16 protein-coding genes are annotated in these 25,654 nt (G+C 67.1%); 8 read left to right on the top strand and 8 right to left on the bottom strand.

The features are described 5' to 3' along the window. Positions 1-44: 44 nt before the first annotated feature. Positions 45-1,880: a carbamoyltransferase C-terminal domain-containing protein gene (locus tag ACGFJ7_RS35710; protein WP_392646352.1), complete on the bottom strand. Its 1,836-nt coding sequence runs from the start codon at positions 1,878-1,880 to the stop codon at positions 45-47. After that, the gene (locus tag ACGFJ7_RS35705) at positions 1,877-3,076 is read right to left on the bottom strand and encodes a hypothetical protein (RefSeq protein WP_392646351.1); all 1,200 of its coding nucleotides are present in this window, start codon (positions 3,074-3,076) and stop codon (positions 1,877-1,879) included. The genes ACGFJ7_RS35710 and ACGFJ7_RS35705 overlap by 4 nt, the downstream gene beginning before the upstream one ends. A 213-nt stretch (positions 3,077-3,289) precedes the next feature. On the opposite strand from ACGFJ7_RS35705, the gene ACGFJ7_RS35700 reads away from it, so the two are divergent. From ACGFJ7_RS35700 to ACGFJ7_RS35680, 5 genes are all read left to right on the top strand, one after another. Beyond that, positions 3,290-4,450 (top strand): glycosyltransferase family 2 protein, encoded by a 1,161-nt coding sequence (locus ACGFJ7_RS35700; protein ID WP_392646349.1) that lies wholly within the window; start codon positions 3,290-3,292, stop codon positions 4,448-4,450. 5 nt (positions 4,451-4,455) lie between these two features. Continuing rightward, a complete protein-coding gene (locus tag ACGFJ7_RS35695; protein WP_392646347.1) occupies positions 4,456-5,445 on the top strand; it encodes a Gfo/Idh/MocA family protein in 990 nt (329 codons plus the stop codon). 3 nt (positions 5,446-5,448) lie between these two features. Then, entirely contained in the window at positions 5,449-6,240 is a 792-nt protein-coding gene (locus ACGFJ7_RS35690; protein WP_392646345.1) for a sugar phosphate isomerase/epimerase family protein, read from the top strand. A 17-nt stretch (positions 6,241-6,257) separates the two neighbouring features. Continuing rightward, entirely contained in the window at positions 6,258-7,424 is a 1,167-nt protein-coding gene (locus ACGFJ7_RS35685; protein WP_392646343.1) for an LLM class flavin-dependent oxidoreductase, read from the top strand. Positions 7,425-7,562: 138 nt separating this feature from the next. Continuing rightward, positions 7,563-9,029 carry a hypothetical protein gene (locus tag ACGFJ7_RS35680; protein WP_392646342.1) on the top strand — a complete coding sequence of 489 codons (1,467 nt, stop codon included), beginning with the start codon at positions 7,563-7,565 and terminating at the stop codon, positions 9,027-9,029. A gap of 793 nt (positions 9,030-9,822) precedes the next feature. Here the strand turns inward: ACGFJ7_RS35680 and ACGFJ7_RS35675 are convergent. Together ACGFJ7_RS35675 and ACGFJ7_RS35670 are read right to left on the bottom strand one after the other, a co-directional pair. Then, the gene (locus ACGFJ7_RS35675; RefSeq protein WP_392646340.1) at positions 9,823-11,061 is read right to left on the bottom strand and encodes an IS701 family transposase; all 1,239 of its coding nucleotides are present in this window, start codon (positions 11,059-11,061) and stop codon (positions 9,823-9,825) included. Between the two features lie 235 nt (positions 11,062-11,296). Further along, entirely contained in the window at positions 11,297-13,546 is a 2,250-nt protein-coding gene (locus ACGFJ7_RS35670; protein ID WP_392646338.1) for a hypothetical protein, read from the bottom strand. An 86-nt stretch (positions 13,547-13,632) separates the two neighbouring features. Here ACGFJ7_RS35670 and ACGFJ7_RS35665 point away from each other — a divergent pair, with 86 nt between their 5' ends. Continuing rightward, positions 13,633-13,980: a hypothetical protein gene (locus tag ACGFJ7_RS35665; protein ID WP_392646336.1), complete on the top strand. Its 348-nt coding sequence runs from the start codon at positions 13,633-13,635 to the stop codon at positions 13,978-13,980. 299 nt (positions 13,981-14,279) lie between these two features. Here the strand turns inward: ACGFJ7_RS35665 and ACGFJ7_RS35660 are convergent, their stop codons facing one another. Genes ACGFJ7_RS35660 through ACGFJ7_RS35650 form a run of 3 tightly spaced genes read right to left on the bottom strand, consistent with a single transcriptional unit; the run spans position 14,280 to position 20,529 of the window. Next, a complete protein-coding gene (locus ACGFJ7_RS35660) occupies positions 14,280-18,221 on the bottom strand; it encodes a tetratricopeptide repeat protein (protein WP_392646334.1) in 3,942 nt (1,313 codons plus the stop codon). Further along, entirely contained in the window at positions 18,218-19,348 is a 1,131-nt protein-coding gene (locus ACGFJ7_RS35655) for a caspase family protein (protein ID WP_392646332.1), read from the bottom strand. The genes ACGFJ7_RS35660 and ACGFJ7_RS35655 overlap by 4 nt, the downstream gene beginning before the upstream one ends. Before the next feature lie 35 nt (positions 19,349-19,383). Further along, on the bottom strand, positions 19,384-20,529 hold the full coding sequence (locus ACGFJ7_RS35650) for a hypothetical protein (RefSeq protein ID WP_392646330.1): 1,146 nt from the start codon (positions 20,527-20,529) through the stop codon (positions 19,384-19,386). Positions 20,530-20,554: 25 nt separating this feature from the next. Here ACGFJ7_RS35650 and ACGFJ7_RS35645 point away from each other — a divergent pair, with 25 nt between their 5' ends. Then, positions 20,555-21,943, top strand: a complete 1,389-nt coding sequence (locus ACGFJ7_RS35645) for a CHAT domain-containing protein (protein WP_392646328.1) — start codon at positions 20,555-20,557, stop codon at positions 21,941-21,943. 16 nt (positions 21,944-21,959) lie between these two features. Next, complete coding sequence (locus ACGFJ7_RS35640; RefSeq protein WP_392646327.1) at positions 21,960-24,191, top strand: hypothetical protein; 2,232 nt, start codon at positions 21,960-21,962, stop codon at positions 24,189-24,191. Position 24,192: 1 nt separating this feature from the next. Here ACGFJ7_RS35640 and ACGFJ7_RS35635 read toward each other — a convergent pair whose 3' ends face one another. Further along, positions 24,193-25,524 carry a hypothetical protein gene (locus ACGFJ7_RS35635; RefSeq protein ID WP_392646325.1) on the bottom strand — a complete coding sequence of 444 codons (1,332 nt, stop codon included), beginning with the start codon at positions 25,522-25,524 and terminating at the stop codon, positions 24,193-24,195. Positions 25,525-25,654 lie beyond the last annotated feature (130 nt).

Genomic DNA, 25,654 nt, shown 5'->3' with positions numbered 1-25,654 from the left:
CTTCCAGTCTGCGGGGTCTGGTCCCGCTGCGTCCCGCGCGCTTGCTAGGAGTTGAGGCTGAATCGTCCAGGACCGTCCAACATCTGCCTGCTGAAACTGGCGTTGAGCGCGGCCCGCTGTGCCCGCGCGACTCGGTTGCCGTCGCGGGCGGCGGCATGCACAAGCGCCGCGGCCTGCTGGTTGGCGTCTGCTTCGACCAAGCAGTCCTCGATCACAAGTAGGTCCAGCCGTGCGGTGAAGAACGCCGCCACCGCGTCGGCGGTGCTGCCGACCAGAGGCTCGTCGTGCACGTTGAAACTGGTATTGATCAGGGCGGGACGTCCGGTGCGGCCCTCGTAGGACTGCAGGATCCGGTAGAGCAGCGGGTCCTCGGCTGCGGCGAGCACTTGCGGTCGTGCGGTGCCATCGACATGAACGACAGCGGGGATGGACGCTGCGGCTGGCGGTCGCACCGGCAGGCACATCGTCATGAACGGCAGGCAGCCGCTTACGTCAGCGTTCACGTCGTCGAGGTCAAACACGTCGTGCAGCCGCTCGTCGCGCAGCACCGGGGCGAACGGCATGAATTCAGTGCGGCGCAACCGGGCGTTGAGCGTGTCGAGGATCGCCCGGTCGCTGCCGTCCGCGAGAATCGACCGGTGGCCGAGAGCGCGAGGGCCGAACTCCTGGCGACCGCGGACCATCGCCACCGTGCCGCCTGCGGCCAGCGTTGTGGCGACCCGCTCGATGAGTTCGCTGGTACCGGGACGGTCGAAGGTGAGCCCGAACCGGGTCAGGTCCTGCGCCGCGTCCGTGGTCGCCGGTGGGCCCAGCGTCATCGACAACGGTGGCCCAATCTTCAACGGCGCCGTGCCGGCAGCAGCCTTGAGTCGGGTACCGGCACGTTCGTGGTGCACGGCGGCGGCGGCCCCCAGCGACAGGCCATCGTCACCCATCGCTGGGCATACGAAGACCGCCGGAAACCGTGATCGGGCGGCGAGCAGGTTGGCCTTCACGTTGGCGAAGAGGCCACCGGACAGCAACAGCGGTAGTTCCACGCCGAAGCGGTCCGCCATCCAGTCAATGATCGCGGCGACCTTTTCTTCCAACAGATCCTGCGCCGCGCGCGCAATGTCAGCGTCGCTATACGGCAGCTGGCCGCGGTAGGCGGCGACCAGGTGGTGGTTGGGCTCGTAGAACGGCGGAACGTCGTCGTCGAGGAACGCGACCCAGTCGTATAGGCGATGCTGGTCGGCGCGGATGTCAGCATGCACCCGCCACACATCCCGGCGACAGGCGTCCGACGGCTTTCCGTGTGCCGCCAGCCCGGTGATTTTGCCCTCGTGTCTGCACGGTGTGAAACCGAGCAGCACCGTAATGTCGGTGTACATCGCCGCCAACGGCTCCAGCTCTCCGTAGGCTGCCGCAGCGAGCCGTTCGATAGACCCTTGGCGCACGTGGAAGACCGAAGTGGTCACCGCACAGGCGTAAGCCCCGTAGTCGCTGGTCAGAACGAGTGCTTCGGGCAGCCCTGAGCTGGCTAGGGCCGTGTATGCGTGCATGTCGTGATGGTCGTAGAAGCGCAGCGGTGGACCGAGCGCGGCCAGTCTTTCGTGCCAGCCGGCCGGGTACGGGTCCGGCGTCGCGCGAGACCCGGACAGCAGCAGTTCCTTGAACACGTCGTCGCTGCTCGCCAGCGGTGGCGGTTGCCACAGGTACGGTACCCCGATGGCATCGACCTTCGTGAGGTCCACCAGTGAGAGTGCCTGGTAAGGGAACCGGCCGTCCTGCCGGACGCGACTCAGCCGCTCCTCGTCGACGGCGAGGACGACGGTGCCGTCGTCGTCGAGCAGACACACCGAGCTGTCGTGCATGCCGTTGTAGTTAATGCCGAGGATCATGAGTGGTTCACCACAGTTGCGGACAGGGCATCGTGCAGTAGCCGTTCGTGCACGGCTACCAAAGGGATGTCACCGGTGGTAGCAGGTGAACCCAGGGCACTCAGTAGCACCATCGCGCAGGTGTTCTCGGCGACAGGGATCAGACCGCGCTTGTTGTCACGGCGCACCAGACGCACGATTTGATCGGTGCGCAACTCCCGCGGCGCGCGCAGCGGGACACCAATCGAGGCCAGCAGGTCGGTGTGGGCAGCGACGCTGGCGGCGGCCAGTATGCCGCATCGTGCGGCCACCTCCGCTGCCGTCAGCATCCCCAGGGCGACGGCATAGCCATGCGGTACCCGGCCGCATGCCACCATCTCCACGGCGTGTCCGACGGTGTGCCCGTACTCCAGAGCGAGCGCGCGCCGGGACTCGCGTGGATCACCGATCAGCACCGACGTCTTGATTTGCACGCAGATGTCGATCAGTTGGGCCAGTTGCGCGGCGGTGTGACGGCCGGCGGCGCCGGCGATCATGCGCAGGGCGGGAAGCTGTCTCGGGTCGAGAGCCAGCACATTCTTCGCGGCTTCGCACAACGCCGAGCGCACCTGCACGACAGGCAGATCTTGCAGGAAACCCACGTCGGCCCATACCAAAGCCGGCGGGTGGTAGGCACCGATGGTGTTCTTGGCCGCGCCCAGGTTAACCGCCTGTTTCTGTGACAGGGTGGCGTCCGAGGCGGCCAGCAGCGTGGTCGGCAGGTGCACTAGCCGGATACCCCGGTACAGCAGCGCGGCGAGCAGGCCCGCGAGATTGCCTACCAGGCCGCCGCCGATCGCCACGACGCAACTGCGCCTGGTAGCCCGCGCGTCGACCGCCTGTCGGGCGAGGGCGTCAACCGTGGCCAGGGTTTTGCTCTGCTCGGCCGGCTCGATCCGCACCGCGGTGACCGGGGCCACCGCTGCCAGCGCGGACAGCGCCAGCTTCACTCCGACGTCCGGGGCGTTGCGATCAATGACGGCGAACAGCCGATCTGGAGCCAGCGACGACAACGCGTCGGAGAATTCCTGCCACAGTCCCAGAGCGACCACGAACCGGCACCCGGGTTCGCCGAATGGCAAGATCTGGTCGGTGAACCATCTGCCGCTGTCGATCAGAACAGCCGATGGCGAGGTCCGGGATGGTGACCCACCGTCATCAGTGTCGCCGTCGGGCACGAGACGCCCCTTCCAAAGATCGCCAGGTCAAGATCCCCACCGTGGTCGCAATCGCTGCGCCCAGTCACATATTGACTGCTGTCTGTAACCAATGCAACCATGGCGACGCTAGAGCACCGGTTCGACACGGCGCCGCGGGGGGAAGCCCTCCCCTGCACAGCTAGCGCGACGGTCGTACCGCTACCGGTGAGCGCCGGACAGGAGGAGAAACCCGTGCCTGAACCGTCACCGGCGCAGGATCCCGACGGCGTGACCGTTGTCGTGCCGACACACACCGGTCGCCAATACCTGGTCGACCGGTTGCTCAACTCATTGCATAAGGCAGGCGCTGCCGCAGGCGTCGGCTGTCAAGTCGTCGTGGTCGACAGCGCTCCCCAAGAACAGTCCCGGCAACTTCGCGACCGCTGCCGTCGCGACAAACTGGATTACCTACGTGGACCGCAGGCCGCCGGCGCCAAACGCAACATCGGCGCTGCAGCAGCCCGGTACCCGATCGTGCTGTTCATCGACTCCGACTGCCGCGCCACCCCGGAACTACTGCGTCGGCACTACGAAGCCCACCGCGACAGCCCGCCGGTCGTCGCCGCAATCGCCGGACCCACGGACATGTACGGCGAGATGACGCCGGTGTGGCGCATCCTGGACGGCTCATTCGAGTACAACCAGTGCTACACCTGGCCACGGACCTACCACCGACTGGGTTGGGCCACGACCTCCAACCTCTCGGTGCGCACGGAAGTCTTCCACCGGCTGGGCGGATTCCGCACCGACACCTACACCCCAGTCGGCGGCGAGGACGTCGACCTGGGGTTCCGACTGCGCGCCGCCGGCTACCAGATGCACACCGCTCCGCAGGCCGTAGCTGAGCACACCCGCGAGAACATCGTCCGGCTGCGCCAGGTGGCGCACACGCTGTTCACCTACGGCCGCGCCGATGTCTGGCTATGCAATCAGCATCCCCAGCAGCGCGCACCACACGCCAACGTCGCTGTCATCGCAGCCGTAGTCACGGCCCTCGGGCTTACCGGATCGTTGCGTTGGCGGCCAGCGGCCCTTTTCGGACCAGCCTTCGCCGCCACAATTGTCGCCGTGCGCACCGCACGCAGGCACCGAGCCACCACCCGAGGCTCGGACCCTTACGGTCGCCGGGCATACCAGCACGTACAGCAGCGTGCCGACGCCATAGCGGTGTTGCGCACCGCCTGCATGGTGTGCGTGGATGCAATGTTCGACGTGGGCACCATGATCGAGGCGGTACGCAGACACCAGTGGTCGAACCTGCTTAGCCGATTCCACTACCTCGATCCTCGCGACTTCGAACCCCACGCCGCTACTCAGCACGCCGCGGACAGCGGTGCTCGAGACGGCTGCTGAGCGGCATGCCGTACTCGATCGCCCTCGTCGGCTGCGGCCTGGCCGCAGAACTGTTCCACGTGCCCGCTCTGCGTGCCATGGCCGATCGGCTGCATGTGCGCTGGGTCGTTGACCCCCGGGCGGACCGGCGACAGCTGATCGGGGCCATGCTGCCGGGTGAGCCCGAGTTGCTTCCAGACCCGGACGCGCTGGACACCGGTGGGCGCGAACCGGACCTAGTCGTCCTGGCCAGTCCGACAGCATCACACGTTCCGCTGCTGGCCGACCACTTCCGCGGCGCCGCGATACTGTGCGAAAAACCCGTTGCAGCCCGCGCCGCCCAGGCGCGCACAGCTCTGCAACGCCGGTCTGCGGGGGCAATACCCGCAGGTCCTGTGGCCGTAGTGCACAGCGAACTGTTCCGCCCAGCCGTGGCTCGGCTGCTGACCCTGCTGGACACCGGTGTCATCGGCCGGGCGCATACCGTCAACGCCGGACATCATCTAACGGCACCGCCCGAGCATGTTCCGCAACGCCTTCCATGGCGGCTGGCCCCCGACGGCGGCGGAGTGCTCGCCGATCTGGCTTACCACCTGGCTTACCTAAGTGTCGCGGTGCTCGGCCGGCCGCTGGCGTCGACCCAGGCGCTATTCGCCACCCCGCCAGGCGCAGTGGTCGAGCACGAGGCCCTCGTACACCTCGCCGGGGTGTCCGGGACCGAAGCCACCATCGAGGTGTCCTGGCTGGCCGCAACACCTCGATGGTGGCTCGCCGTCGACGGCACCCAAGGTGCGATACGTGTCGACGACTATCGCCAGCTAAAGGTCTGCGGGCCGGACGGCCTGTGGCGGGCCGAGCCGGTCGACGAACCGGCCGGGGGGCACTACAGCGCCCTGTATGCAGCAGCCGCGGATGCTCTCGCCACCGGGCATGCCCCGGGAACGCCCGCCGATGCCGGACTGCAGGTGTTGGACCTGCTCGACAGTGCCCGCAGCATCGCCGTCGAGAGGGGATGAACCGTGCGCATCGGTGTGCAACTGGGAGTCAACGGATACGGAATGTTCGGTTCCGCCAACACCCGCGACACCGTTCGGGTCCTCACCACCGTCGCGGACGCCGGCGCCGAAGTTGTCGAAGCAATGTTCAATCTGGCCCCAAAGGCGGCCTTGCTGCGAGGCGTCGCCCAGGACCTGGGCCTACAGGTAGCAGCGGTTCACGTCTTCTGGTGGGAACTGCTCGCTCGGCAAGCAGAGGTGATTCACTACTGCCTGCAGGCCGGTGCCCGGCAAGTGATCGTCAGTCACCTGCCGGCCAGCTCACGTAGCGAATACGAACGGGTAGCGCAGCAACTGCGAGTCTGGGCGCAGGATCTGGACGCCGATGGCATCCGTCTGCTGCTGCACAACCATGCTGAGGAGATGAGCCCGGCCACCGACGATCAACGCCCGGCCTTTCAGATCCTGCGCGACGAGCTCGGTGATTCCACCGGATTCTGCCTCGACCTGTACTGGGCGGCGCTGGCAGGCGCAGATCTCGGCCCGCTGGTCAGCTTTTGGTCCGATCGGTGCTCCTACTACCACTTCCACGATGGAATAATCGGTGATCCTGCCCGGTTCACCGATTCAGTTGATCTTGGCCAGGGTAGCGTGGACCTCCTTGCCGCGTTCGCGCGGATCCCGCCCGGCCCGGACACGTATCTAGTCGCCGAACGCAAGTTCCCGCCGGCGGACTATCGCACCGCGTGCGGCGCTGACGTGTCCTTCCTGACCCGGCTGATTAGTGCAGCCTCGAATCCCGCCGGTATCCGCTGAAGGGCAGGACAGCCACCATGGACGTGTTCGTCAACCTCGAGGCTCAGGCCGGCGCCACTTACCACGACCAGTTGCGCATCGCCCTGATCGCCGAGCGGAACGGCATCGGCGGCGTTTTCCGAGCCGACCATGTCCGAGGGTTCGGAGCGTTACAGCCCCCTGGCCCCTCGGACGCGTGGACGGTGCTTGCCGGGCTCGCCCGTGACACCACCACCGTGCGGCTGGGTACTTTGATGACGTGTGCGCCGTTGCGGCTGCCGGCCATGCTCGCGATGACTACGGCCGGTGTCGACCGGATGAGCGGCGGGCGGCTGGAGCTCGGCATTGGCGCAGGTTGGTTCGAATCGGAGCACCGCTCGGCCGGGGCTCGCCTGAACTCGCCGGCTGAGCGCCTTCAGCAGTTGCACGAATACCTCGAGATCGTCACTGGCCTGTGGCGCTGCCCCCCCGGCGAGACCTTCACACACCACGGCCGGTTCTACCATGTCGAGGACAACCCCGGACTACCCAAGCCGGCGCAGACGCCACGGCCGCCGATTATCGTCGGTGGGAATGGCCGTCGGCAGACGCCGGCACTTGCCGCTCGTTTCGCCGATGAGTACAACCTCCCGCGAGCCACACCGGCTAGGGCCCAAGCGCATGTGACCCGCGCGCAGCAGGCGTGCCAGGCTGCCGGCCGGGACCCGGCCACGCTGCGGATCTCCGTCACCCTACAACTGTGCTGCGGATCGAGCGTCATGCAAGCCGATGCTCGGGCCCGGCGTTATGGCTGGGACGGCGATCAGGACACCGTGACAGGCACCCCCGGCGATTTGCTCCAGCACCTCGCCGTGTACGCCGACGCCGGCATTTCGCGGGTCTACGCGCACATCACGGATTTCCGCGACGAGGAGCACATCGCGCTGCTCGGCGCTGCAGTCGCGGTTCCGGCGATCGGCCTCGGTAACGGCCAGCCGGTGCCGATCGCATCAACCGTCGAAGGCCCAGCCTTCGCCGTTCGCTCGGCTGGTCGGCTGCAACCCGGGGATCTGATCAGGTTGCCGTGGTCGCCGAGGACGTTCGTGCGGGTGACCACCACGCCAAAACGGACCGCCACCGCCCGGGTCCGGACCGAAGCGACCAACGACCTCGGTGAGCTGTACGTCCTGGACCTCGACGACTGGCATCCCCTCCACCTGGACTGAGCAGGGGCACATATAGGCCAGCGGCTTCAGGGCCTCGGGATGAATTGGTGCCCTACGAATCCGTACACTCCACCAGGAAATTCATAAGGCACCCGTACGCACGCTCATGCATCGCCGTTGTAAGCGAGGATGGCTGGCATGCCGGACCACACGCAACGCCTCACCGAGGCGATCAGCACGTTGGTGGACGACGCTGCTTCCCACGGCGCCGAACTGACCCACGACGAAGCGGTCGCCGCGTTCGCGGTGCCGCACCTTCGGTTAATCAACATGGCGGCAGCGGCTGCGGCTAGGGCAAATGGCTATCTACATCGTGTCGACGACGAAGCAGACAGTGGGCCGGTTGAGCATCGGTGGGGTCGAACGCTGACGGTGCACACCATGGCGAACTTCGGGATTAGCGGCGTGCTGCGGAATCCTCCGGTCCCGGACCGCCTTGCTGGTGAGCTCGCCGGCTACCTCAGCGGGCCGCCGATCACAGGTGAATACTTGACCGTCCTCGACGCCGATCTTCCGGTGGCTGGCTCGCACCAGATCGCCGGCTGGATACTGAGCCAGATCGTGGAAGGCGAGCTTGATGGGCTGGTTCCGCTGCCGTCCGCGGCCACCTTCGCACGCAACCCATGGGACGACGCGTTGCGGCACGGCGGCTGCACCGTTCTGCGCCAGGACGCACCCAGCCTAGAGCCGAGCGTCGGAAGCTTCCTGCCGCGCTGGCTCGTCGAGGATCTGTTCGCCCCGTACAGAGCGATCATCGCGTGGAAGCCGCTGCTGCTGTTGAACATCGCCCAGCCGGAACGGGTGCTCGCCGCAGCAGAATACGAGATCGAACCCGGCCGGGTCGTCGATCGGGTCCATGGCGACGGCTTGGGCATGGTGGAGAACGGCAACGGCGTTGACGAATGGGAAGAACCTGGCTGGGGACCATGCCGGCCGGATCCGGACGAGCTCGCCGAGATTTTGCAGGTCGCCGAGAAGTTATCGGCGCGATTGATGCTCTGGCCTGATCCACCGGACGGCGGGAAGAAGGCGAGGCAGCATCCGTCGAACCGGCTACGGCGGGCCGCTCACCAATTTTTGGCGACGGTCTCCCGACTTGGCGCCGACCGTGACGTCTTGCATCAGCGGAACCGGGCTGAGGTGATCTTTGGGTATGTGGCCGCACTCGAGCATTTGATGACTGGCGCGGGTGAGGGACATAGCGATCTGGGCCGCAAAGTTGCGCAGCGCACGGCGGTGCTAATCGGCCGCTCCGACGAGGATCGGCTGCAGATCCGGCAAGCGATCGCTGATGCGTACGGGATCCGGTCGAGCGTGGCGCACGGCGACGACCCGGACGAGCGGCATCTGCCGACGTTGCCACGGCAGCTGCACGCCTACCTTCAGCAGGTGTTGCGCGACCTCATCATCCTCGGCCCAGACTTCGCAGTGGACAAGTCCTGCGACGACGCACTGCTGTCCGTAGCAATCCGGGAAAAGGCGATCACCGGTCCGGTCGGAGAGGCAGTGGCCGGGCTGCCGGCGTCCGCGCGATGGATCCGCGCAGATGTGAGCATCCGGGGCCGGGCAAGGCTGCGCCGGCGAGTACCGCGCGACCGCCGCTGACGCCATGCGCCGGCTCGTAGTGATTCGTTCAAGGTCACGTGGAGCCCACTGAATAGCAGCGAACAACAGACCGAGCTTGGCCATGTATCGACCGCGCATCGGCGCTCGCCTGCTCGGACGAATTCGTCACCTACGAATCCGTGCACTCCGCCAGGAAATGCGGAACTCAGGAGCGAGGTCCCTGAGTCCTCCACGATAATTTGGACACTTGGCTAAGGCCTGGGTCGTAGACTAACTTTCCGAGCTTCGCTGCTGATCAAGGCTGCCTAGATCGAGCGTGCTGGCGCCGATTGTAACCTCAAATTCTCTAGAGAGGCGGCCGCGGAGCTTTTATGTACGCAGAATCGGACAGAAAGGCACCGTTCTGCCGCCCGATATCACCCAATCCCTGAGAAGTTGATCATCGCTGTGACCAGGCGTGCGACCACGGCCAATCAAGTGCGGTGGCTCCCATTCAGTACGCGAACCCTTTGGGCGCTGCTGGATCAAGTGGGTAAAGCGCTTAGGTCGAGTCCCGGCCAACGATTTCGGGAACGCATCATGATTCAACCAGGGCGACCACTTAACAGCCCATGAGAAGACCGCCTCTCCCACACCGACATCCGGTTCAGCTATTACCGGTTGCGCTTGCCGAATCTCAGAATAGCTTGCTATTCCTGTTCGCGTTCAAGTGTCGGCGACCGCCGACGATGGCGGGCATAGCAAGTTCAGCGATACGGTCGCTGGCCTGCGACCGGCGGGCGGCACTGACCCGGGCGTAATAGCGCATTAGTACTCCAGCAGGAGATCCGTTTCAGGGTTCTGTGAGGGCTTGTCTGGCGTAGTGGCTGGTTTTGGCTGAGTCTTGGTGCTGGCGTCGGAAGATGGACCAGGCGATGACGTCGGTGACGCGTCGGGCGGGCTCGAGGATCAGGGCGTGGAAGAGTCGGCGGAGTTCGTTGACGGTGATGTCGATTAGTCCGTCCGGACTCGCTGTGCTGAGCGTTGTTGCTGCGGCGAGGAAGGCGTGGGCGGCGATGACCAGGGTGGTCCAGCGGTGCCAGGCTTTCCAGCGGCGGTGTTGGTGCTGGTCGAGACCGAGGCCGGTTTTGGTGGCCTGAAACGATTCCTCGATGCTCCAGCGCCGGCCGGCGACGGCGACCAGTTGGTGCAGGGCAACTCGCTGCGGGTTCCAGCAGCGGTAGAACGCCAGCTCGCCGGTGGTGCGGTTGCGGCGGATCAGCAGCCAGTGATGGCCTTGATGGTGGTCGGTGGCCTGTGGCAGGGCGATGAATGCCCAGTCGTAGTAACGGAATCCTTTCGCCCCTTCGCCGGCGGAGAGCCGTTGCCAGGCCTGTTTCGGCAGGCCGGCGGCGAGCTGGTCGGCCCGGAAGACACCGAGGCCGGTCGGGACATGGTGCGAGCAAGCGACGGCGAGGACATAGCCGAGTCGGTGGCCGCGAAGTGCTGCGGCCAGGCGTGGGTCGCCGCCGTAGGCTTCGTCGCCGGCGACCCACCGACACGGCAGGCCGCCGGCCACGGCTGTGTCGATCAACCGTTGGGCCAGCTGTGGTTTGGTGGCGAAGCCGATGGTGTCGGGCACTCCCGCCTTGGCACGTCGCTCGGGGTCTTCCGCCCAGGATTTCGGCAGGTAGAGAGCGACGTCGAGCAGGGTGTGCCCGAGCGGTGAGGCATAGGAAAGGTGCACGGCGAGCTGGCAGTTCTCGATCTTCCCGGCGGTGCCGGAGTACTGCCGCTGGACGCCGACGGTGTGGGTTCCCTTCTTCAGATCGCCGGTCTCGTCGACCAGCAGCACCCCGTCCGGGTGACCGAGCCGGGCGACGATGAAGTCACGCACGTCAGCGCGGACTCCGGCATCCTCCCAACTGGCTCGGCCGATCAAATCCTGCATACCGCCCGGGCCGTCGTCACCAGCATGTTCAGCGATCGTCCAGCAGTTCTTGACCGGCAGCGGCGCCAGCAAACCGGCTATGAAGTCCCGCACCCGGCGCCGTGGTTCAGGCCGGCCGAAGCGTGCCTCGATCGTGTCCATCAACGTCTCGAACAACTCAGACCATCGCTGAGCATCTACTCTGTAGGCGGCAGCCACCGCCGCATTCTTGGTAGTCCACACAACCGCTGAGACTCGACGGTGGCTGCTTGCTGTCCACGGACAAAACCACACCGTCACCGCAGCTCAGAACGGATCTCCTGCTGGAGTATTAGGGTGGCCGGATCATGGCCGAGGCGTTCGGCGACCTCATGAACGCCTCCACAGGAACCTCCGGTCAGCCGATTCTCTCCCGGTGCAGCCGGTGTGCCGACAGCGCGGCGATCCCAGCGCCGACCGCCTCGAGCGCTGCGGACAGCTCGGGACAGGACCGCCGCAACCGCTCGTGGTCGTCCTGGCCGCCGACCCGCTGAAACCACCGAACGTTGCGACCGAGTTCGGCGACGGAGACGGCCTCGTCCGGGCAACGCGCCGCGACGTGAGCGGCCGCGGCGTCAGTCGCCACGGTGGGGTGCTCCCTCAACAGGCGTTGGGCGTCGTGCTCGCTAAGTCCGCGCCAGGCGAGCTGGGACAACAGCTCAGCGGCGAGGGCATACGGCCTGCGCGCACTGGCCGCGTCACCTGCGCCCATGATCGCGTCCGCCCAGGTGACAGCGGCCTGGATGCGAACGCTCGGCGGCGCCGTGATCGTGTCCGTCGCCGCATGCCATGCGGCGACCGCGCCGGGTCTGTCCGGCCGCCGGCCGAGCCAGCGTGCGGTGCCGAGATTGGCCAGCGCCCCGGCCCGGGCCGGATCGCCCTCCGGGATGGCGCGTGTCGCGGCCAGGGCGGCGCGGCGCGCGCCTCTTAGGTCGGACGGCTGCCCGGTGCGCTGATAACGAGCCAGGTGCGCCGCCGCCAGGTTCACCGCATGCCGGGCGCTGGCCGGATGGCCCGGTGCGGTGCCGTCGACGGCATCTCCGGCCGCTCGGACAGCCTCGTCGAGGTCGTCCGGACGGTCCCGCCGCTCGGCCGACTCGTGAAGGAGCGCGGCGAGATTGGTTAGGTACATCGGGCGGTCCGGGTCGCCCCGTTCGGCCGCTGCGACCGCAGCCCGGGACACCGTCACTGCCGCGGCGAGATGCTTAGCATTGGCTGACACGGTGAACAGCGCATGCAGCGCGATCCCCAGGTTACTAAGATAGCCGGGCCGGGCAGCATGATCTTCCGGAAGAGCGGCCACCGCCTGCGCCGACAACTGCACGGCCTCCGCGATGTCGTCCGCAGAACCGGCCGCCTCGAACCGGGTGAGCAAGCACGTCGCCAGATTCTGACAGCGTCCGGGCAGATCCGGGTCGGACTCAGCACTCAGACGGACTGATCGGCGTGCCACGACGACAGCTTCCTCAAGATCGCGTGCCCGGCCGTACCGCTCGTAATGCGCGTGCAGCACGACACCCAGGTTGGCCGACAGGCCAGGCTGATGCGGCCCGGCGGCGTCGGCGGACTCGGCCGCGTCACACAGGGCGGCAGCCAGGTCGGCCTCGGCACCGGCACGCTCGTACCTCACGAACCGAGCCATTGCCAGGTTTCCCTGATAGCGGCTACGTTCCGGATGCTCAGCAGGCGTCGTTCGGACAGCATGGTCGGCGGCCTTCACCGCCTCGTCGAGCGCCGCCGGGTCTCCGGTGGCGGCCGCCGACTCGATCAGGGCGTCCGCAAGGTTCGTGAGCCTGCCGGGCAGATGCGGGTCGTCCGGCGTGCTATCCCGCACCGCGTCGCGGAGCAGAGCGATCGCCTCGGCCCGGGCAATCGCCGAGCCGAAGCGTTCTGCCCAGGAGAGGACCGCCAGCCCGAGGTTGGATAGGCGGCCGGGTCGCACCGGGTGGCCCGGAGGAAAGACAGACACTGCGGAGCGGGCGGCAGTGATCGCCCTCTCCAGGGCGCTGATGTCACCGGTCTCCTCGAACAACGCGTGCCGGGCCAAGCCGAGATTCGACTCGTAGCCGAACCGGGCCTCGCTGTCGGGTTGGGCAACGGCCACGGCCACTTCGAGCAGTTCCACGGCCCGCTCGAGGTCGGCCTTCGAACCGTCCCGGTCATGGCGCGCCTGCAGCGTGGCGGCCAGATTGGACAACCGGCCCGCCCGGTCGGCGTCCTGCGGGCCGGTGAGCCGCATTGCCTCGGTGGCTCCATCAACGGCATCGTCAAGGTCGCCGGCGTGTCCGAGGTGCTCGTAGCGCTGGCGCAACGCCATCGCCACATTTGCCCAGGCGGCTGCGATGCTGTCCGGATCACCGGCAGCGACTGCGGCGCGCCCGGCGTCCACCGCCCGATCGAGACAGCGGGTTTCGCCACTCAGCTCGAACTCGATCAGATGACCGGCGCTCAGATTGATCAACCAGGTCGCAGGGACCACACTGCAGCCGTCGACTGCCTTGGCGAGCAATGCCACGGCCCGATTCACCGCGCTGAGGTCGGCCCTGTTCCGCGCCACGATCAATGCCTCGCTCGCAGCGGCGGCAGCCTCGGTATCAGAGGTATCCACGCCGTCATTCTTGCGCCTGATCCGGGGTTGTGCGCCAGAGCCCACCCGACAGGCTGAGTCGCGGCGTCGAGCGTGAAGGACCGGTCATGACCGCGGAGTTGCATCCGAGTTCCCCGGTGGACCGCCGCATGGCGCTCGCCTATGAGTGGGACGAACTGGCCGGTCGGGTTCGTCAGCTCGACGACTTCCAGGATTTCCTGCGGCCGCCCCGATTGAAGAGCCTGCTCCCGGCAGCGCCAAAAGGGCCGGTCGTGCTCCTCAACGTGAGTGGATGGCGCTGCGAAGCCCTCCTCGTCCGCACCAGCGGCGTGACCGCGCGCCGTCTGGAGGGTCTGCCCCCAGGCCGACGCGATCGACCGCACGAACGAGTACCTGAACGTCCTCCAACAGGCAGAGGCGGCCGCCGTCGCCACCAGTCGAAGAAATCCCGGTGATCTCGGTGACCTCGACGGCTTTCTCGACGAGGTCACGGCGTCGGCCGGCGACACGCCCCCGCCACCGCACCGGGCCATGCTGAGGCCGAAGCGCTAACCCGGCGCTTCAGCCTGTCGGGCGACCTGGCCGATCTCGAGACGGCGGAGACCCTCCAACGGCAGGCGCCACTGGGTCTCGATGCGGCGATCGCCCTGCGAACCCGGAGCTTCCCCTCCCTCGGCGACATCTTGCGGGCTGTGAGCGAACTCGGCGATGAGGCAGCGGGCCAGGTCTTGCGCCTGAGACCAATAAAGGGGGGTCATACGTCGGCCGGATTGTCCAGACCGGTCCTCGCCTTCTTCCGGCGGTCGTCAGGGTGGGGGTAATCAATGCGCAGGGTGATGGACTCCGTTACGTCCGTCGGCCTCTCCAACTGGGACCGGGCCGATTCCAGGCGGGCGACTAGGTGAGGATGTTCGGCGCGCAGACTGTTGAGGTCGGTCCGGACGTCGAGTATCTGTCCCCACATCACCGCGCGGCTATTATCCAGCAGCACCACGGTCTCTTCCGCCGCAGTGGACGCGGCAAGATGGGCCGCGACCGCGTCGGTGGCGATGTCGACGGTGGCGTTGAGTAGATCCTCACGACCGGCCCGGTCGACGCCGTGCCAAGCCAACACTGGGATCAGACTGGTCGCCTCCGTGTATGCCTTGATCGCCCAGCCCCAGTCGCCTCGCCCGGCAGCGTTCGTCGCCAGCGCCCGCAGCGCCTCGAACCGGGTGGCAGCCGGTGCGGTCGACACCTGTCCCGCACGCCACCACGCGTCGACGGCGGCCGCGAGGTCGGGCACGACGCCGGACCGTTCGTATCGCAGCATCATGCAGTTCCCGAGGCTCGCGAAAATCGGCGAGCGAGAAGGATGGTCATTGGGCAGTCGGTCGAGGATCGCTCGGCACAGGTCGACGGCTTCCTCGAGGTCGGCCTCCCTACCGGTCGTCTCGGAGCGCAGCCGTAACGCCGTGGCGAGGTTCGCCTGCGACGGGAGGAAACGCTGCGGCTCGGGCAGCGCAGCGGCCCTACGACCCGCAGTGATCGCCTCGTCCAGATCGGCTGGGTCACGGCTTACTGCAAATCGCATTCGGAGGGCGACTCCTAGATTGCTCTGTGCCGCGGTCTGGTCGGGGTGGTGGCTCGGTAGCGACTCTGCGGCGGCCCGGGCGGTCGTCACCGCACGCTCAAGGTCGGAGACTGCGAGGGTACGGGCGGCCCGCATCGTCAGTACATTGCTCAGGGCCGTGAGGCGCGCTCCGCGCATCGGGTCCCGCTCGGGAGTTCGAGACACGGCCGCTTCTGCGTACTCGATGGCCTCGTCGAGATCGGCCGGTACGCCGCGCCGGCTGTAGCGCAGCCGGAGTACGTCGCTCAGATTTCCGAGCCGTGCCGCTTGATCACCGGATGTGCGGCTTGGCGCGATGACGGCGGTGCGCGCCGCGATCACGGCGTTGTCGAGATCGGCGAGGTCGCCGGTGACCTCGTACCGGGCGACGAGCGAGCTGAGTAACGCCGTCAGGGCCGGACCCGCCTCCCGCGCCGGACCGTCGGACCTGGTCGTGATTTCGACGGCCGCCATGGCCACCCCGACCGCCTCGTCAAACCTTCCCGAGTCGGGATCGTGCCGGTGCCGGGTCCGCAGCGCGGTGCAGAGATTGGTCAGCACCGCCACGCGTGCTGGACTGGCCTCCTCGAGAAGATCCGCTGCCTCGCGGGCTGCCTCGATCGCCGCGTCGGCGTCGGCGACTTCGCCGCGGTGCTCGAAACGTAGCCGGGCGGCCACTGCCAGGTTCGACAGCGCTGCGGCCCGGTTGGGGTGGCCTGGCTCGGTCGAGGCGACCGCGTCTCGGGAAGCCTCAACGGCCCGGTCTAGGTCGCCGAGGTTGCCGGTCTGCTCGAACCGGCTGCGCAGCGCCAGAGCGAGGTTGTTCCACATCAGCGGTCGGCCGGGGTCGTCGGCTGCGGCGTAGGCCAGTGCGCGGCTGCCGGCCTCGATCGCGGCGTCGGCATCAGCGAGGTCGCCCCGGTGGCTGTGCCGTTGCTGCAGGGCAGCGGCCAGGTTGCTGAGGTGGCCGGCAAGGTACGGGTCACCGTTCGGAGCGGCCTCGACGGCCTCCCGCGCGATACTGACCGCCTCGTTAAGGGTGCTGTCGTCACCGGTCAGGTCGGCGAGGGTGCGCAGCGCGGCACCGAGATTGGACAGGGTTCCTACCAGGCGCGGGTCTTTCCTGGGTGTGCGGCGCACCACCTCGCGCATGAGGCTGATGGCCTCGTCGAGATCGTGTCGATCGCCTTGGCGCTCGAAGCGCATCCCGAGTCCGGCGGCTAGGTTGGCCAGGTGCTCCGGCCGGTCGCCGGCCGTCTCTCGCAGCACTTCAATGGCCTCGTTGAGTGCATGGATGTCGCTGATGCTCAATGCCACCCGTAGCTGCCAGGCGGCGCGATCGGCGGGGCTGGCCGAGGCCGGTGGGCCGTCGACCGCAACGGTGTCCCGCAGTTCTTCGGGGACGGCGTCAATTCGCTCCCGTGCCACCATCGCGAACAGCTCGACCGCGAGATAGAGCGCGGACATGTCCGTGTTTTCGGAGGCTAGGAAGCGGTACCAGTGCAGCCACCCGGCGGTATGCTGGGCAAGGACGCTAGCGCTCTCAGTGCCAGACGGCTCGCGTGCAGCCGCCAGCGATGCCTCGGCCTCCTGGACCGCTACGGGATCAAGCACTAGGGCGAAGTCGAGACTCTGGCTGAACTTGCGCAGCCTGGTTCTGAGAGCGTCGAGTGGGTTTTCGGCCGCGGGCGGCGGGGTGTCGCCCACGGCGATGTGGACCGCGCGTGGCGTGCCGGATCCTGTCCATGGAATACGGACGTATGCAATTCCGTTGCCGGGGCGTTCGGCGGTGTGCCAGTCCTCGCCGGCCTCGTCGATTGCAACCATGATCGGCAAGTCCGGTACCGGTGCCAGTAGGATCCCCAAGCTATCGTGCTCGGGCAGGACTCGTGCGGTGACCGCAGAACCGAGTATCTCTCGTGCCTCCGCGGGTAGGTCGAGAACGATCATGTCCGCGGTTGAACGGCCGCCCGTTCCTCGAGCGCCGGCCAGTACCAGCGGAGCGGCGAAGCGTCTGGGACCGGGATCAGCGGCAGGGGAATGCGGGTGGATATCCGACCGGACTGGCCCGGCGAGGCGAAGGCGACCGTCCGACTGGTACCAGGTTCGGGCGTGCGGTGGCGCTTGCAGGGCAGTGGTCGCACCGGGATATTCGGGGCTGCCGGTGAAGCTGGTCAAGCCGGGATCGTCGGCCGCGCGTAGGTAAGGCAGGAACTGTTCGCGTGCCGTCTCCGGATCTTGATCCATCACTGCGGCAACCAGACGCAGCGCGTCGTCCAGCAACCTCAACCCGCGGGCCGCCAGGGGTAGTCCGCACCGCGTTGCGTTTCGCAGTGCAGCACCGGCCTGCTGCCAGGAATTTGCGCTGTACAGGCATGCCCAACCATGTAGTAGGTGGGCGTCGAACAAGCGTGGCCATCGTTCGATCATTTGCCGCGACCAGTCTTGCAAACGCGGGTCACCGGCGCTGAGCAGGTAGTATCCGGCTGCGGCGGCCAGGGTGGGGTCGTAAGGCAAGAACTGGAGCGTTGCCTCGGCCAGGACGGCGGCATGGACCGGATCGCCTTCGTCGAGGAAGCCCAGTAACACATGGGCTTCGTCGGATGCTGGCTCCAGTTGCCGGCCGTCGACGAACCGCACCGCGGCGCCTGTCGGAGCGACCGTACATCGTGCAAGTCCATCGCCGATCGCCCACTGGAGTATCACGTTCTCGCCGGCAGCCGCTGTGTACTCGACCGTCAGCCCGTTACCGGAGGTTCGCAGAACCTCACCGTCGACCGGCTCGAAGGACGGGTTCGGCCGCCACACCGCGATCCAGCCACTGGCCGGCTGCTTCAGCTCTGTGGCAGCACCGGGAAACTGCAGGTGAGCGATTCTTGTCTCGTCGGATGTTCCATCAACCTGCAAGACCGCGCTGAGCTGCTTTCCTCCCAGCACGAACCCACGTACCAGGTAGACCCCCGGCACGGGGAGGTCCACCTCGGTCAAGTCGCCGGCTCGTAGGACGCCGGTCCCGACGACGTCAAGATTGGCGTCGGACACGTCGAAGACGCCCACGACAGAGCGGTCCGCGTCTGAATTTGGCCCGAGCACGTACGCGGTCATGATCGGTCCGGAAGCCGGGAGCGCACTGTGAGAGACAGGACCTCGTTCGGTGGGTCAATCTGCCACAGAATCGTGTCCCCGGTGAACCGGCTGTCCGGCGGGTATGCGACATCGATCTCGTAGAACCCGGCGGACAGATGGCCTTGATTGGCCTCGAAGACCTGCACCGACGAGACCGGGCTTGGGGAGATCATCGCCCGGGCGGTGACCCGCTCGGGCAGGGGTGTCCCGGGTGGGCTGCATCCGATCCGGAACGGCACCATAGGTGCCCCGGCCAACGAGTGCAGGACTCCCCGGCCTGCCCACTGGCCCTCGATGCGCACTTCTTGGTTTCCCTCGCCGACCTGGTTCCAGTCGATGATGTTCTGCAGATGAGCTGCCAGGCTGCTGGTGGTAACCGCCCACTGCCCGCCCTTCCGGCAGGCACCGAGCCCTTCCAGGGCTGCGATCACTCCCTCGGTGTAAGGTGTGGCTGCACCGCCGTCACCGAAAGCTGAGTGACCCATCGCGGTGGAGAAGAAGACCGGAGCGTCGACCGGATGGAGCGGCCCGTCCGGTTCTGGGACATCCACCAGTGCTCTCGGCCGCGAGCCGCTCAGCGTCAAATCCATCGGAACCTCGCGGCAGGCATCGACGAAGTACGCCTGCAGCCGCGGACCGGTCAGGTGCATTCTGGCCCGCAGTACGCCGAGGTCCACGCTGTTGGCCAGCACGAGCTCCGGATCCTCGCCCAAGTCCTCCAACAGCAGAAGCTGATCGCCGTGCCGCCATCCGTGCCCGCAGAAGTAAAAGATCGCCACGTTGTCGCGACTGGCTTCGCACCGACGTAACCACCGGCGGAAGGCGGCGCGGAAGTTTTCATGGACCGCGCTCTCCACTTCGACTGGAGCACCACCCGATGCGCGCACCTTCACCGGATGCGGTGCGGAAATCAGCACCTCGACCGTGCCGATCGGCGGATCGTCCGGTTGGCGGGGCGCGGTGAGCAGCCATTCCGCGATCTCCCGTGCCGAAGGTTCCGGTACGGTCACCTGACCGAGATCGTCGAGAAGCCGGCGCGCAGGGCCGGTGCCGAGACCCTTCCCGACGTACGGATAATGCGCCACCCCAACCACGAAAGCGTGCACCCTTGGGCCGCTTCCTGCGTCCACTACAATCTCGGTCAAGCCAGCGTCTCCCCGATGCGGGCGGCCAGCCGCTTGTGGAACAGCGGCTGCCGGAAATACGCGGTATGTGCCCACGGCTCTTCGGACGGATAGTCGTACTCCACCGGACCAGCGAAGATGGGGTCGGCCCGGTAGGCGAGGACGTCCGCTGGGTCGACGACGTTGATCCAGTGCCGCAATTTTTCCGGGGCCTTCACCCGGGGCGGAATTTGGTCGGCCGTCGGGCTTCGATCGCTGGCTTGGAAAAGCGACAATTCCTCGAAGAGGCCGACCTGAGATCCGACCGTGACGAACACCTCCACTTCCAGATCGGGTCGAAAGTGGCTGAGGATGTCGTAGACGATATTGCCGCCCATGCTATGCGCGACAATCACCAGCGGTCCGTCCTTGCTCGCCCGGTCGAGGTCGGCGCAGACCAGCTTGACGATCTCACCGGGCTCATGCTGAGTGCCGCGGGTCGTCAGGTACTCGAAGACATCGCCGATCAGCAGCGACACGTTTTCGCTGCCCAGCCGACGCACTGCGGCCACGGCCAGCCGGGCCGGCAGCCCGAGCTCCTGCTGTCGGAACCGACGTAGGCCGGCGGACAGCACCCGGCGGCCGAGCCCGTTGGACCGTCGGCTGCGGCCCAGTCGCTCCTGGCCGCTTCCGTAGCCGCGGCTGGCCAGCCGGTCCAGGTCGTCTAGGACCTGGGCGTCGTCGCGCTCCTCTGCCTCGCCGGCCGTAGCCTTGTCGTCGCACTCGTCGGCCAGGGCCACTGCATAGTCGGCCAGATCCTCGATCTCGGCAGCGGAACGCCCCCGTAGGTCAGCGATCGTGAATAGAAAGTCTACGGCGTCGGCCGGGGCCAGACGGGCCAGCGACCGACCCGGGACACCGCCGACGACGCGGTAGAGGTCGGCCAGCTCGCTTAAATCGACCCCGAGCTTCTCGCGTCGGCCGCGCGGCATCGAGGCGTGCTTGAACCGGAGCCGGGCGCCGAGATCGCCCCACATCGGATTGCGGATCTCGGTCCCGGAAAGTGCCGGCACGGCCCGGGCGATCAGGAACCGCTCGAACAGCGCGTCACGCAGAGCGACCGTCTCCGCGTACGAGCCCTTCTCCGTCCGATTGCCAATGCCGTGCACGAAGACCAAACCCACGCGCTCCCCCTGAGGTCCACGACGGATGCATCATTATCCGACGGCGGATGCGGACAGTCTCTCCCCCGAACGTAGTGTCGAACGAGCCCTCGCGCCAAAGCCGAAGCACAGGTTGGATGGACGCATGACCTCTGAGCTCGCCGGTCCCCTCGGCCCGGACATCGACCGCCGGATGGCGCTGGCTCGCGAATGGGACGAACTGGTCGAGCAAGTGCGTCAGCTCGACGGCTTCGAGGACTTCCTTCGTCCACCGCGGCTGGAGACCCTGCTGCCGGCGGCCACAGACGGGCCCGTGGTCATCCTCAACGTGAGCCGCTGGCGCTGCGACGCCCTAATCGTCGAGCTGTCCGGTGTACGCGCCGTCCCGCTTCCCGACCTCACCCAGCAGGACGTCACCGAGCAGGTGAACGGCTATCTGAGCGCGGTGCAGGCGTACGAGACCGAGACGCAGATCTACCAGCAGGCCGACCACGAGTTCACGACCGGTGACCGCGACCTGCCCTCTATGGTTACGCTCGGTGAGGCCACCGCCCGGTGGGGCCAGGCCGGAGAGCGGCTGGAGACGGCGCTGCGCAACTGCCTGCGGTGGATGTGGGACACCTTCGTCGAACGGATCATGACCGAGTTGTCGCTGGTCCTGGCGGCGTCCGGCATGTTGCCTCGGATCTGGTGGTGCCCGACGGGTGCGCTAACCCTGCTGCCGATCCACGCAGCCGGACGGCATGACCAGGACGGACAGTCCGTGCTGGATAGGGCAGTGTCCTCGTATACCCCGACGCTGCGGGCACTGCTTGAGGCGCGCGGCGCGCCCGGCACCGAGTCCGGCCGGATGCTGTTCGTCGGCCTGGCCGAGACACCGGGACGCCGGCGCCTGCCCAACGTTGCCGCCGAGGCCGAACTGATCGGCGACCTCGTGCCCAGCGATCGGCGCGCGATGCTGGTCGAGCAGGATGCCACCCGCGACCGGGTGCTGGAAGAGCTACCCAATTGCCCCTGGGTGCATTTCAGCTGCCACGGCGACCAGAACCTCACCGACCCCTCGCATGGCGGCCTGGCTCTGTACGACGGGATGTTAACCGTCACCGACATCTCCACCCGCCAATTCGACGGTGAGCTGGCGTACCTGTCCGGGTGCAAGACTGCGGTTGGCGGCTCCGAACTGCCCGACGAGGCGATCACCCTGGCTGCGGCGCTGCACTACACCGGTTACCGGCACGTCATCGCGACCCTGTGGTCGGTGGCCGACCGGCACGCGGCGCAGGTGGCCGCCGACGTCTACCGGTCCCTGGTCCAGGACGGTCGGTTCGACGCCGCAACCGCCGCCCATGCCCTGCACGAGGCGGTGCAAAATTTGCGGCGCGAAAACCGGGACCGGCCCAGCTTGTGGACCCCGTTCGCCCACACCGGCCCCTGACGCTCGCGGGCGACGGATGGACAAGATCGACCGGTTGCGTCGGCGGGTGGCGCAGACCTCCGATCCGTACGCGGCTCAAGATCTCGGCGACCTGCTCTGGGAGCGTTTCGGTGAGGCGGCCGCGGACGAGGCCGTGCGGGTGTTCGCGCTGGCGATGACCTTGGACGCCGGTCCAGTTCCGGCGGCATTGCAGACGCGCGTCGCGGACGCCGCCGCCGATTACGCTGTCGGCCTGTTACAGAGGGCGATCGCCACACCGGACCCGGTGGCCGCGAACCTTGCTGCCGACCTGTGGAACCGGATCGCCAACGTTCTTCCGCACCACGGCGGCTTCCTCTCGCGGCTGGGCGTCGCGCTGCGTGTGCAGTTCGAGCGCACCGGCGATCGGCACCGCCTCGAGCTGGCGGTCCGCGCTGGTGAGACAGCGTTGCTCCGCGCTGACGAGAGCGATCCGGACTTCCCGTCGTACCTGTGCAATGTCGGGGTGACTCTGCGCCTGTGGTATGTGCACGGTGGCAATCACGCCGAGTTGACGCGCTCGGTGGAACTGCTTCGAGAGGCGCTGGCCCTGCTGCCGATCGAGCACCCGGAGCGGGCCGCCTATCTCGGTGCGTTGGCCACGTCGCTCTGTTTGCGGCCCGAGGATCGGCACGGGCTGAGCACCGCCGTCCGGCTGGCGCGACGAGCGGCAGCGATTAGCGCGCCGGACGACATCGAAAGTCTGTCGAATTTGGCCGTCACGTTGCTGACCAGCTACCGCGACAGCGGTGATCCCGCGCAACTCGACGAGGCAGCCGAGGTCCTGACCCGGGCTGCTGCCAGCGTCCCTGCCGACCATCCGGAAAGACCGGCTGTCTTCACCAATCAGGCCGCCGTTCTGCGCTCGCGATTCGAGGCCAATGGAAACCACGCCGACTTGTGGCTCGCCGTCGGCGCCGCCGGCACCGCGTTGCGATCAGCGGCCCGCACCGACCCGGATCAGGCGCTATATCGCGTCAACCTAGCCCTTGCGCTGCTGACCCGCTTCGAAACGACCGGTCGAGCGCGGGATCTCGGTCAGGCCGTGTCTCTGCTGCGCGCCGCGGTGGCGAGCACCGCGCCAGGCCACGCCGACCGAGCGATGCGCCTTTCGCACCTGGGCTTGGCCGTCGAGATGCAAGTTCGAACCACCGGGAGCCGGACAGATCTCGACGAAGCCGTGAGCTTGCTAAGAGCGGCATGCGAAGTGGGGCATGGGCATCCGATGTGGCCAATGTTCCGATCGAACTTGGGCAACGTCCTGCAAACGCGTTTCGACTGGCTGGGTGCCGTCGAGGACCTGGACGCGGCAATCGAGGCTCTGACCGACGCGGTGTCGGTCACCTCCGACGAGCATCCCGACCGGCCGATGTATCTGGGCAACCTTGGCGCCGCGAGGCTCGCCCGGTTCCGCCGTTATAGTGATCGCAGCGACGTGGACGCTGCCGTCGAGGCTGCCCAGCGTGCGCTGCGCCTGACACCGGAACGCCATCCGGCACGGCCGGGCCGGCTATCAAACTTGGGCATTGCGCTACGGGCACGTGGCCGGCAGACGGATCTGCAGGAGGCGATCACCTGCTGTCGGACCGCGATTCGCGCCGTGACGGACAACCATCCGGAACGTCCCGCACTGTTGTCCAACCTCGCCGGGGCGCTGCTTGACCGGCAACGGCACAGGGGCGATCGGACCGATCTGGACGAGGCCGTCAGTTGGTTGCGCCAGGCGGTCCAGCTATCCCCGGCCGATCATCCAGCCCGGGGCGTGTATCAAAGCAACCTCGGGTACGCATTGGCTGCGGCCGGGCACCCGGAAGCGGCCGCGAATGTCTGCCTGGCCGCTGCGGACTCCCCAACCGCGACGATCGTGGTCCGAATCCGTGCTGCCTGGCACGCTTCTGAGCTATTGGCCACCGCCAATCCGGCTCTCGCTGCCGTGGCCGGGCGGACCGCCACCCAGTTGTTGCCACTCGCAGTGCCCCGGGCGCTGGCCCGTCCTGATCAAGAGGTGGTGCTGAGCCGGCTGTCAGGGGTGGCCTTGGACGCGGCAGCCCTCTTCTTGGCCGTGGCGGACGACGCTAGCGGCGACGCGGTCGAATCGCTGGAAACCGGACGGGTCGTACTGCTCGGACAGCTGCGCGACGGTCACCCCGATCTTACCCGGTTACGCGCGAGCCGCCCGGACCTCGCGGGTCGGTTGGCCGCGTTGACGACGGTGCTGGAAGGTAGGTAGCTCACAGCTGGGCGGAAAGCCGGACGCGTGTCTCGCGCCGACGATCAGCGTCGAGGGCATCCCGAATCTCAGCGAGGCGGGCGGCGACCGCGGGTTGCGCACTGCGCAGCGCTTCGACGTCGGCGCGCCGATCCAATGCCTGATTCCAGAGCACGGTGCGGCCCTGCTCCAGCAGTGCGACCGCCCGCGCCAGCTCGTGTGCTTGGAGGCAAGTCGCTGCAGCGCTTGCGGCCAGTCCTTGCCACCGGCTCAGATGCCGGTGTTGGGTGCTGGCGTCCAGACCGTGCCAGGCAACCAACGTGAGCAGCTCGATCGCGACTGACATGCCGGCAATCGCCTCCGGAAGATCGTCGTCTGCACGGGACCAGTCGCCCCATGCGATAGCGGCGAGTGCGCGGCTAGTTGAGGATGCGACACGGTCACGCGCCGCCGCCCTACGGTAGGAAACGGCGAGACGGCGCTCGGCGCGATCGTCGTGGTGAACGGCCCGAATCCAGTGAGCCCGGCCGAGCTCAGACAGCGTGCCGGCGCGCTCTCGGTGCTCGGCCGGCAAACGCTGCCGGGCCATTTCGGCCAGCTCGATCGCCTGATCGGCAGCAGCTGGTGCATGTAGTTCGGTGGCCACTGTTCTCATCAGGACAGATAGATTGAGTGCGTACATCGGCCAGTCCGGATCCTCGTCCGGGGTAGCCATGAGCGCTTCGCGCAGCAGCGAACCGGCCCGGACCAGGTCAGCCCGGTCATGGGCCACCTCGAATGTCTCGAGGTACGCGAGCCCAAGGTTGTTGAGCATGCCCCGGCGTTCATACGCGTCAAGAGCGGTATTGCGCAGGCAGTGTGTGCCGGCCTCGACAGCCCTTGCCAGGTCGGCCGGGTCGGCGCTGACCTCGTACCCGACCCTCCGAGCCACCGCCAGGTTCGACAGCATCTGGGCAAAGTCGGGGTCGTCTTCGTCGGCTACGGCAACCGCCTGCTCGCCAAGTTCGACAGCTTCCTCGATGTCGGCGGGCCGGCCCAAGCGCTCGTAGCGTAGGCGCAGTGCGAAGCCGAGATTCGACAGCCGCTGAGCTCGTTGGCGATGTCCGTCCGGCGTCATCTCTAGGGCTCCGCGGCCAGCCTCGATAGCCTCATCCAAGTCCCCGTCACGGCCGAGGTGCTCGAAGTGCATCCGCAGCGCGTTACATAGCCGGGATAGGTGCACCGCCTCCGTCGCACTACCAGTTTCGCAGTCTGCCAAGTCGGCTCGGCTGTGCGCGATCGCCGCGTCGAGGTGTGCGAGATCGCCAGTCTCTAGGTAGCGCAGCTGCAGCGCGGCGGCAAGCGCAACGGTCATCAGCACCTCCGTATGCCAGTTCCGAGGCTAACGCCATTCCGCGATCGAGCGCTTGAAATGAGATCGATGGTGAACCCACTCTTCGCCAAAAAGTGACCGCAATGTCGCATTACAAGTTAATTAAGCAGTG

Origin of the sequence: Actinoplanes sp. NPDC048988 (assembly GCF_043197815.1) — a bacterium.
Classification (GTDB): domain Bacteria; phylum Actinomycetota; class Actinomycetes; order Mycobacteriales; family Micromonosporaceae; genus Actinoplanes.
This window is presented reverse-complemented; position numbering and strand designations above follow the sequence as displayed.

Excerpts from the sequence above, each read along its gene's own strand:
- ACGFJ7_RS35685 (WP_392646343.1), top strand. The coding sequence starts at position 6,258 with ATGGACGTGTTCGTCAACCTCGAGGCTCAGGCCGGCGCCACTTACCAC.
- ACGFJ7_RS35675 (WP_392646340.1), bottom strand. The coding sequence starts at position 11,061 with ATGGACACGATCGAGGCACGCTTCGGCCGGCCTGAACCACGGCGCCGG.
- ACGFJ7_RS35665 (WP_392646336.1), top strand. The coding sequence starts at position 13,633 with ATGACCGCGGAGTTGCATCCGAGTTCCCCGGTGGACCGCCGCATGGCG.
- ACGFJ7_RS35680 (WP_392646342.1), top strand. The coding sequence starts at position 7,563 with ATGCCGGACCACACGCAACGCCTCACCGAGGCGATCAGCACGTTGGTG.
- ACGFJ7_RS35640 (WP_392646327.1), top strand. The coding sequence starts at position 21,960 with ATGGACAAGATCGACCGGTTGCGTCGGCGGGTGGCGCAGACCTCCGAT.
- ACGFJ7_RS35710 (WP_392646352.1), bottom strand. The coding sequence starts at position 1,880 with ATGATCCTCGGCATTAACTACAACGGCATGCACGACAGCTCGGTGTGT.
- ACGFJ7_RS35635 (WP_392646325.1), bottom strand. The coding sequence starts at position 25,524 with ATGACCGTTGCGCTTGCCGCCGCGCTGCAGCTGCGCTACCTAGAGACT.
- ACGFJ7_RS35660 (WP_392646334.1), bottom strand. The coding sequence starts at position 18,221 with ATGACCGCGTACGTGCTCGGGCCAAATTCAGACGCGGACCGCTCTGTC.
- ACGFJ7_RS35645 (WP_392646328.1), top strand. The coding sequence starts at position 20,555 with ATGCATCATTATCCGACGGCGGATGCGGACAGTCTCTCCCCCGAACGT.
- ACGFJ7_RS35695 (WP_392646347.1), top strand. The coding sequence starts at position 4,456 with ATGCCGTACTCGATCGCCCTCGTCGGCTGCGGCCTGGCCGCAGAACTG.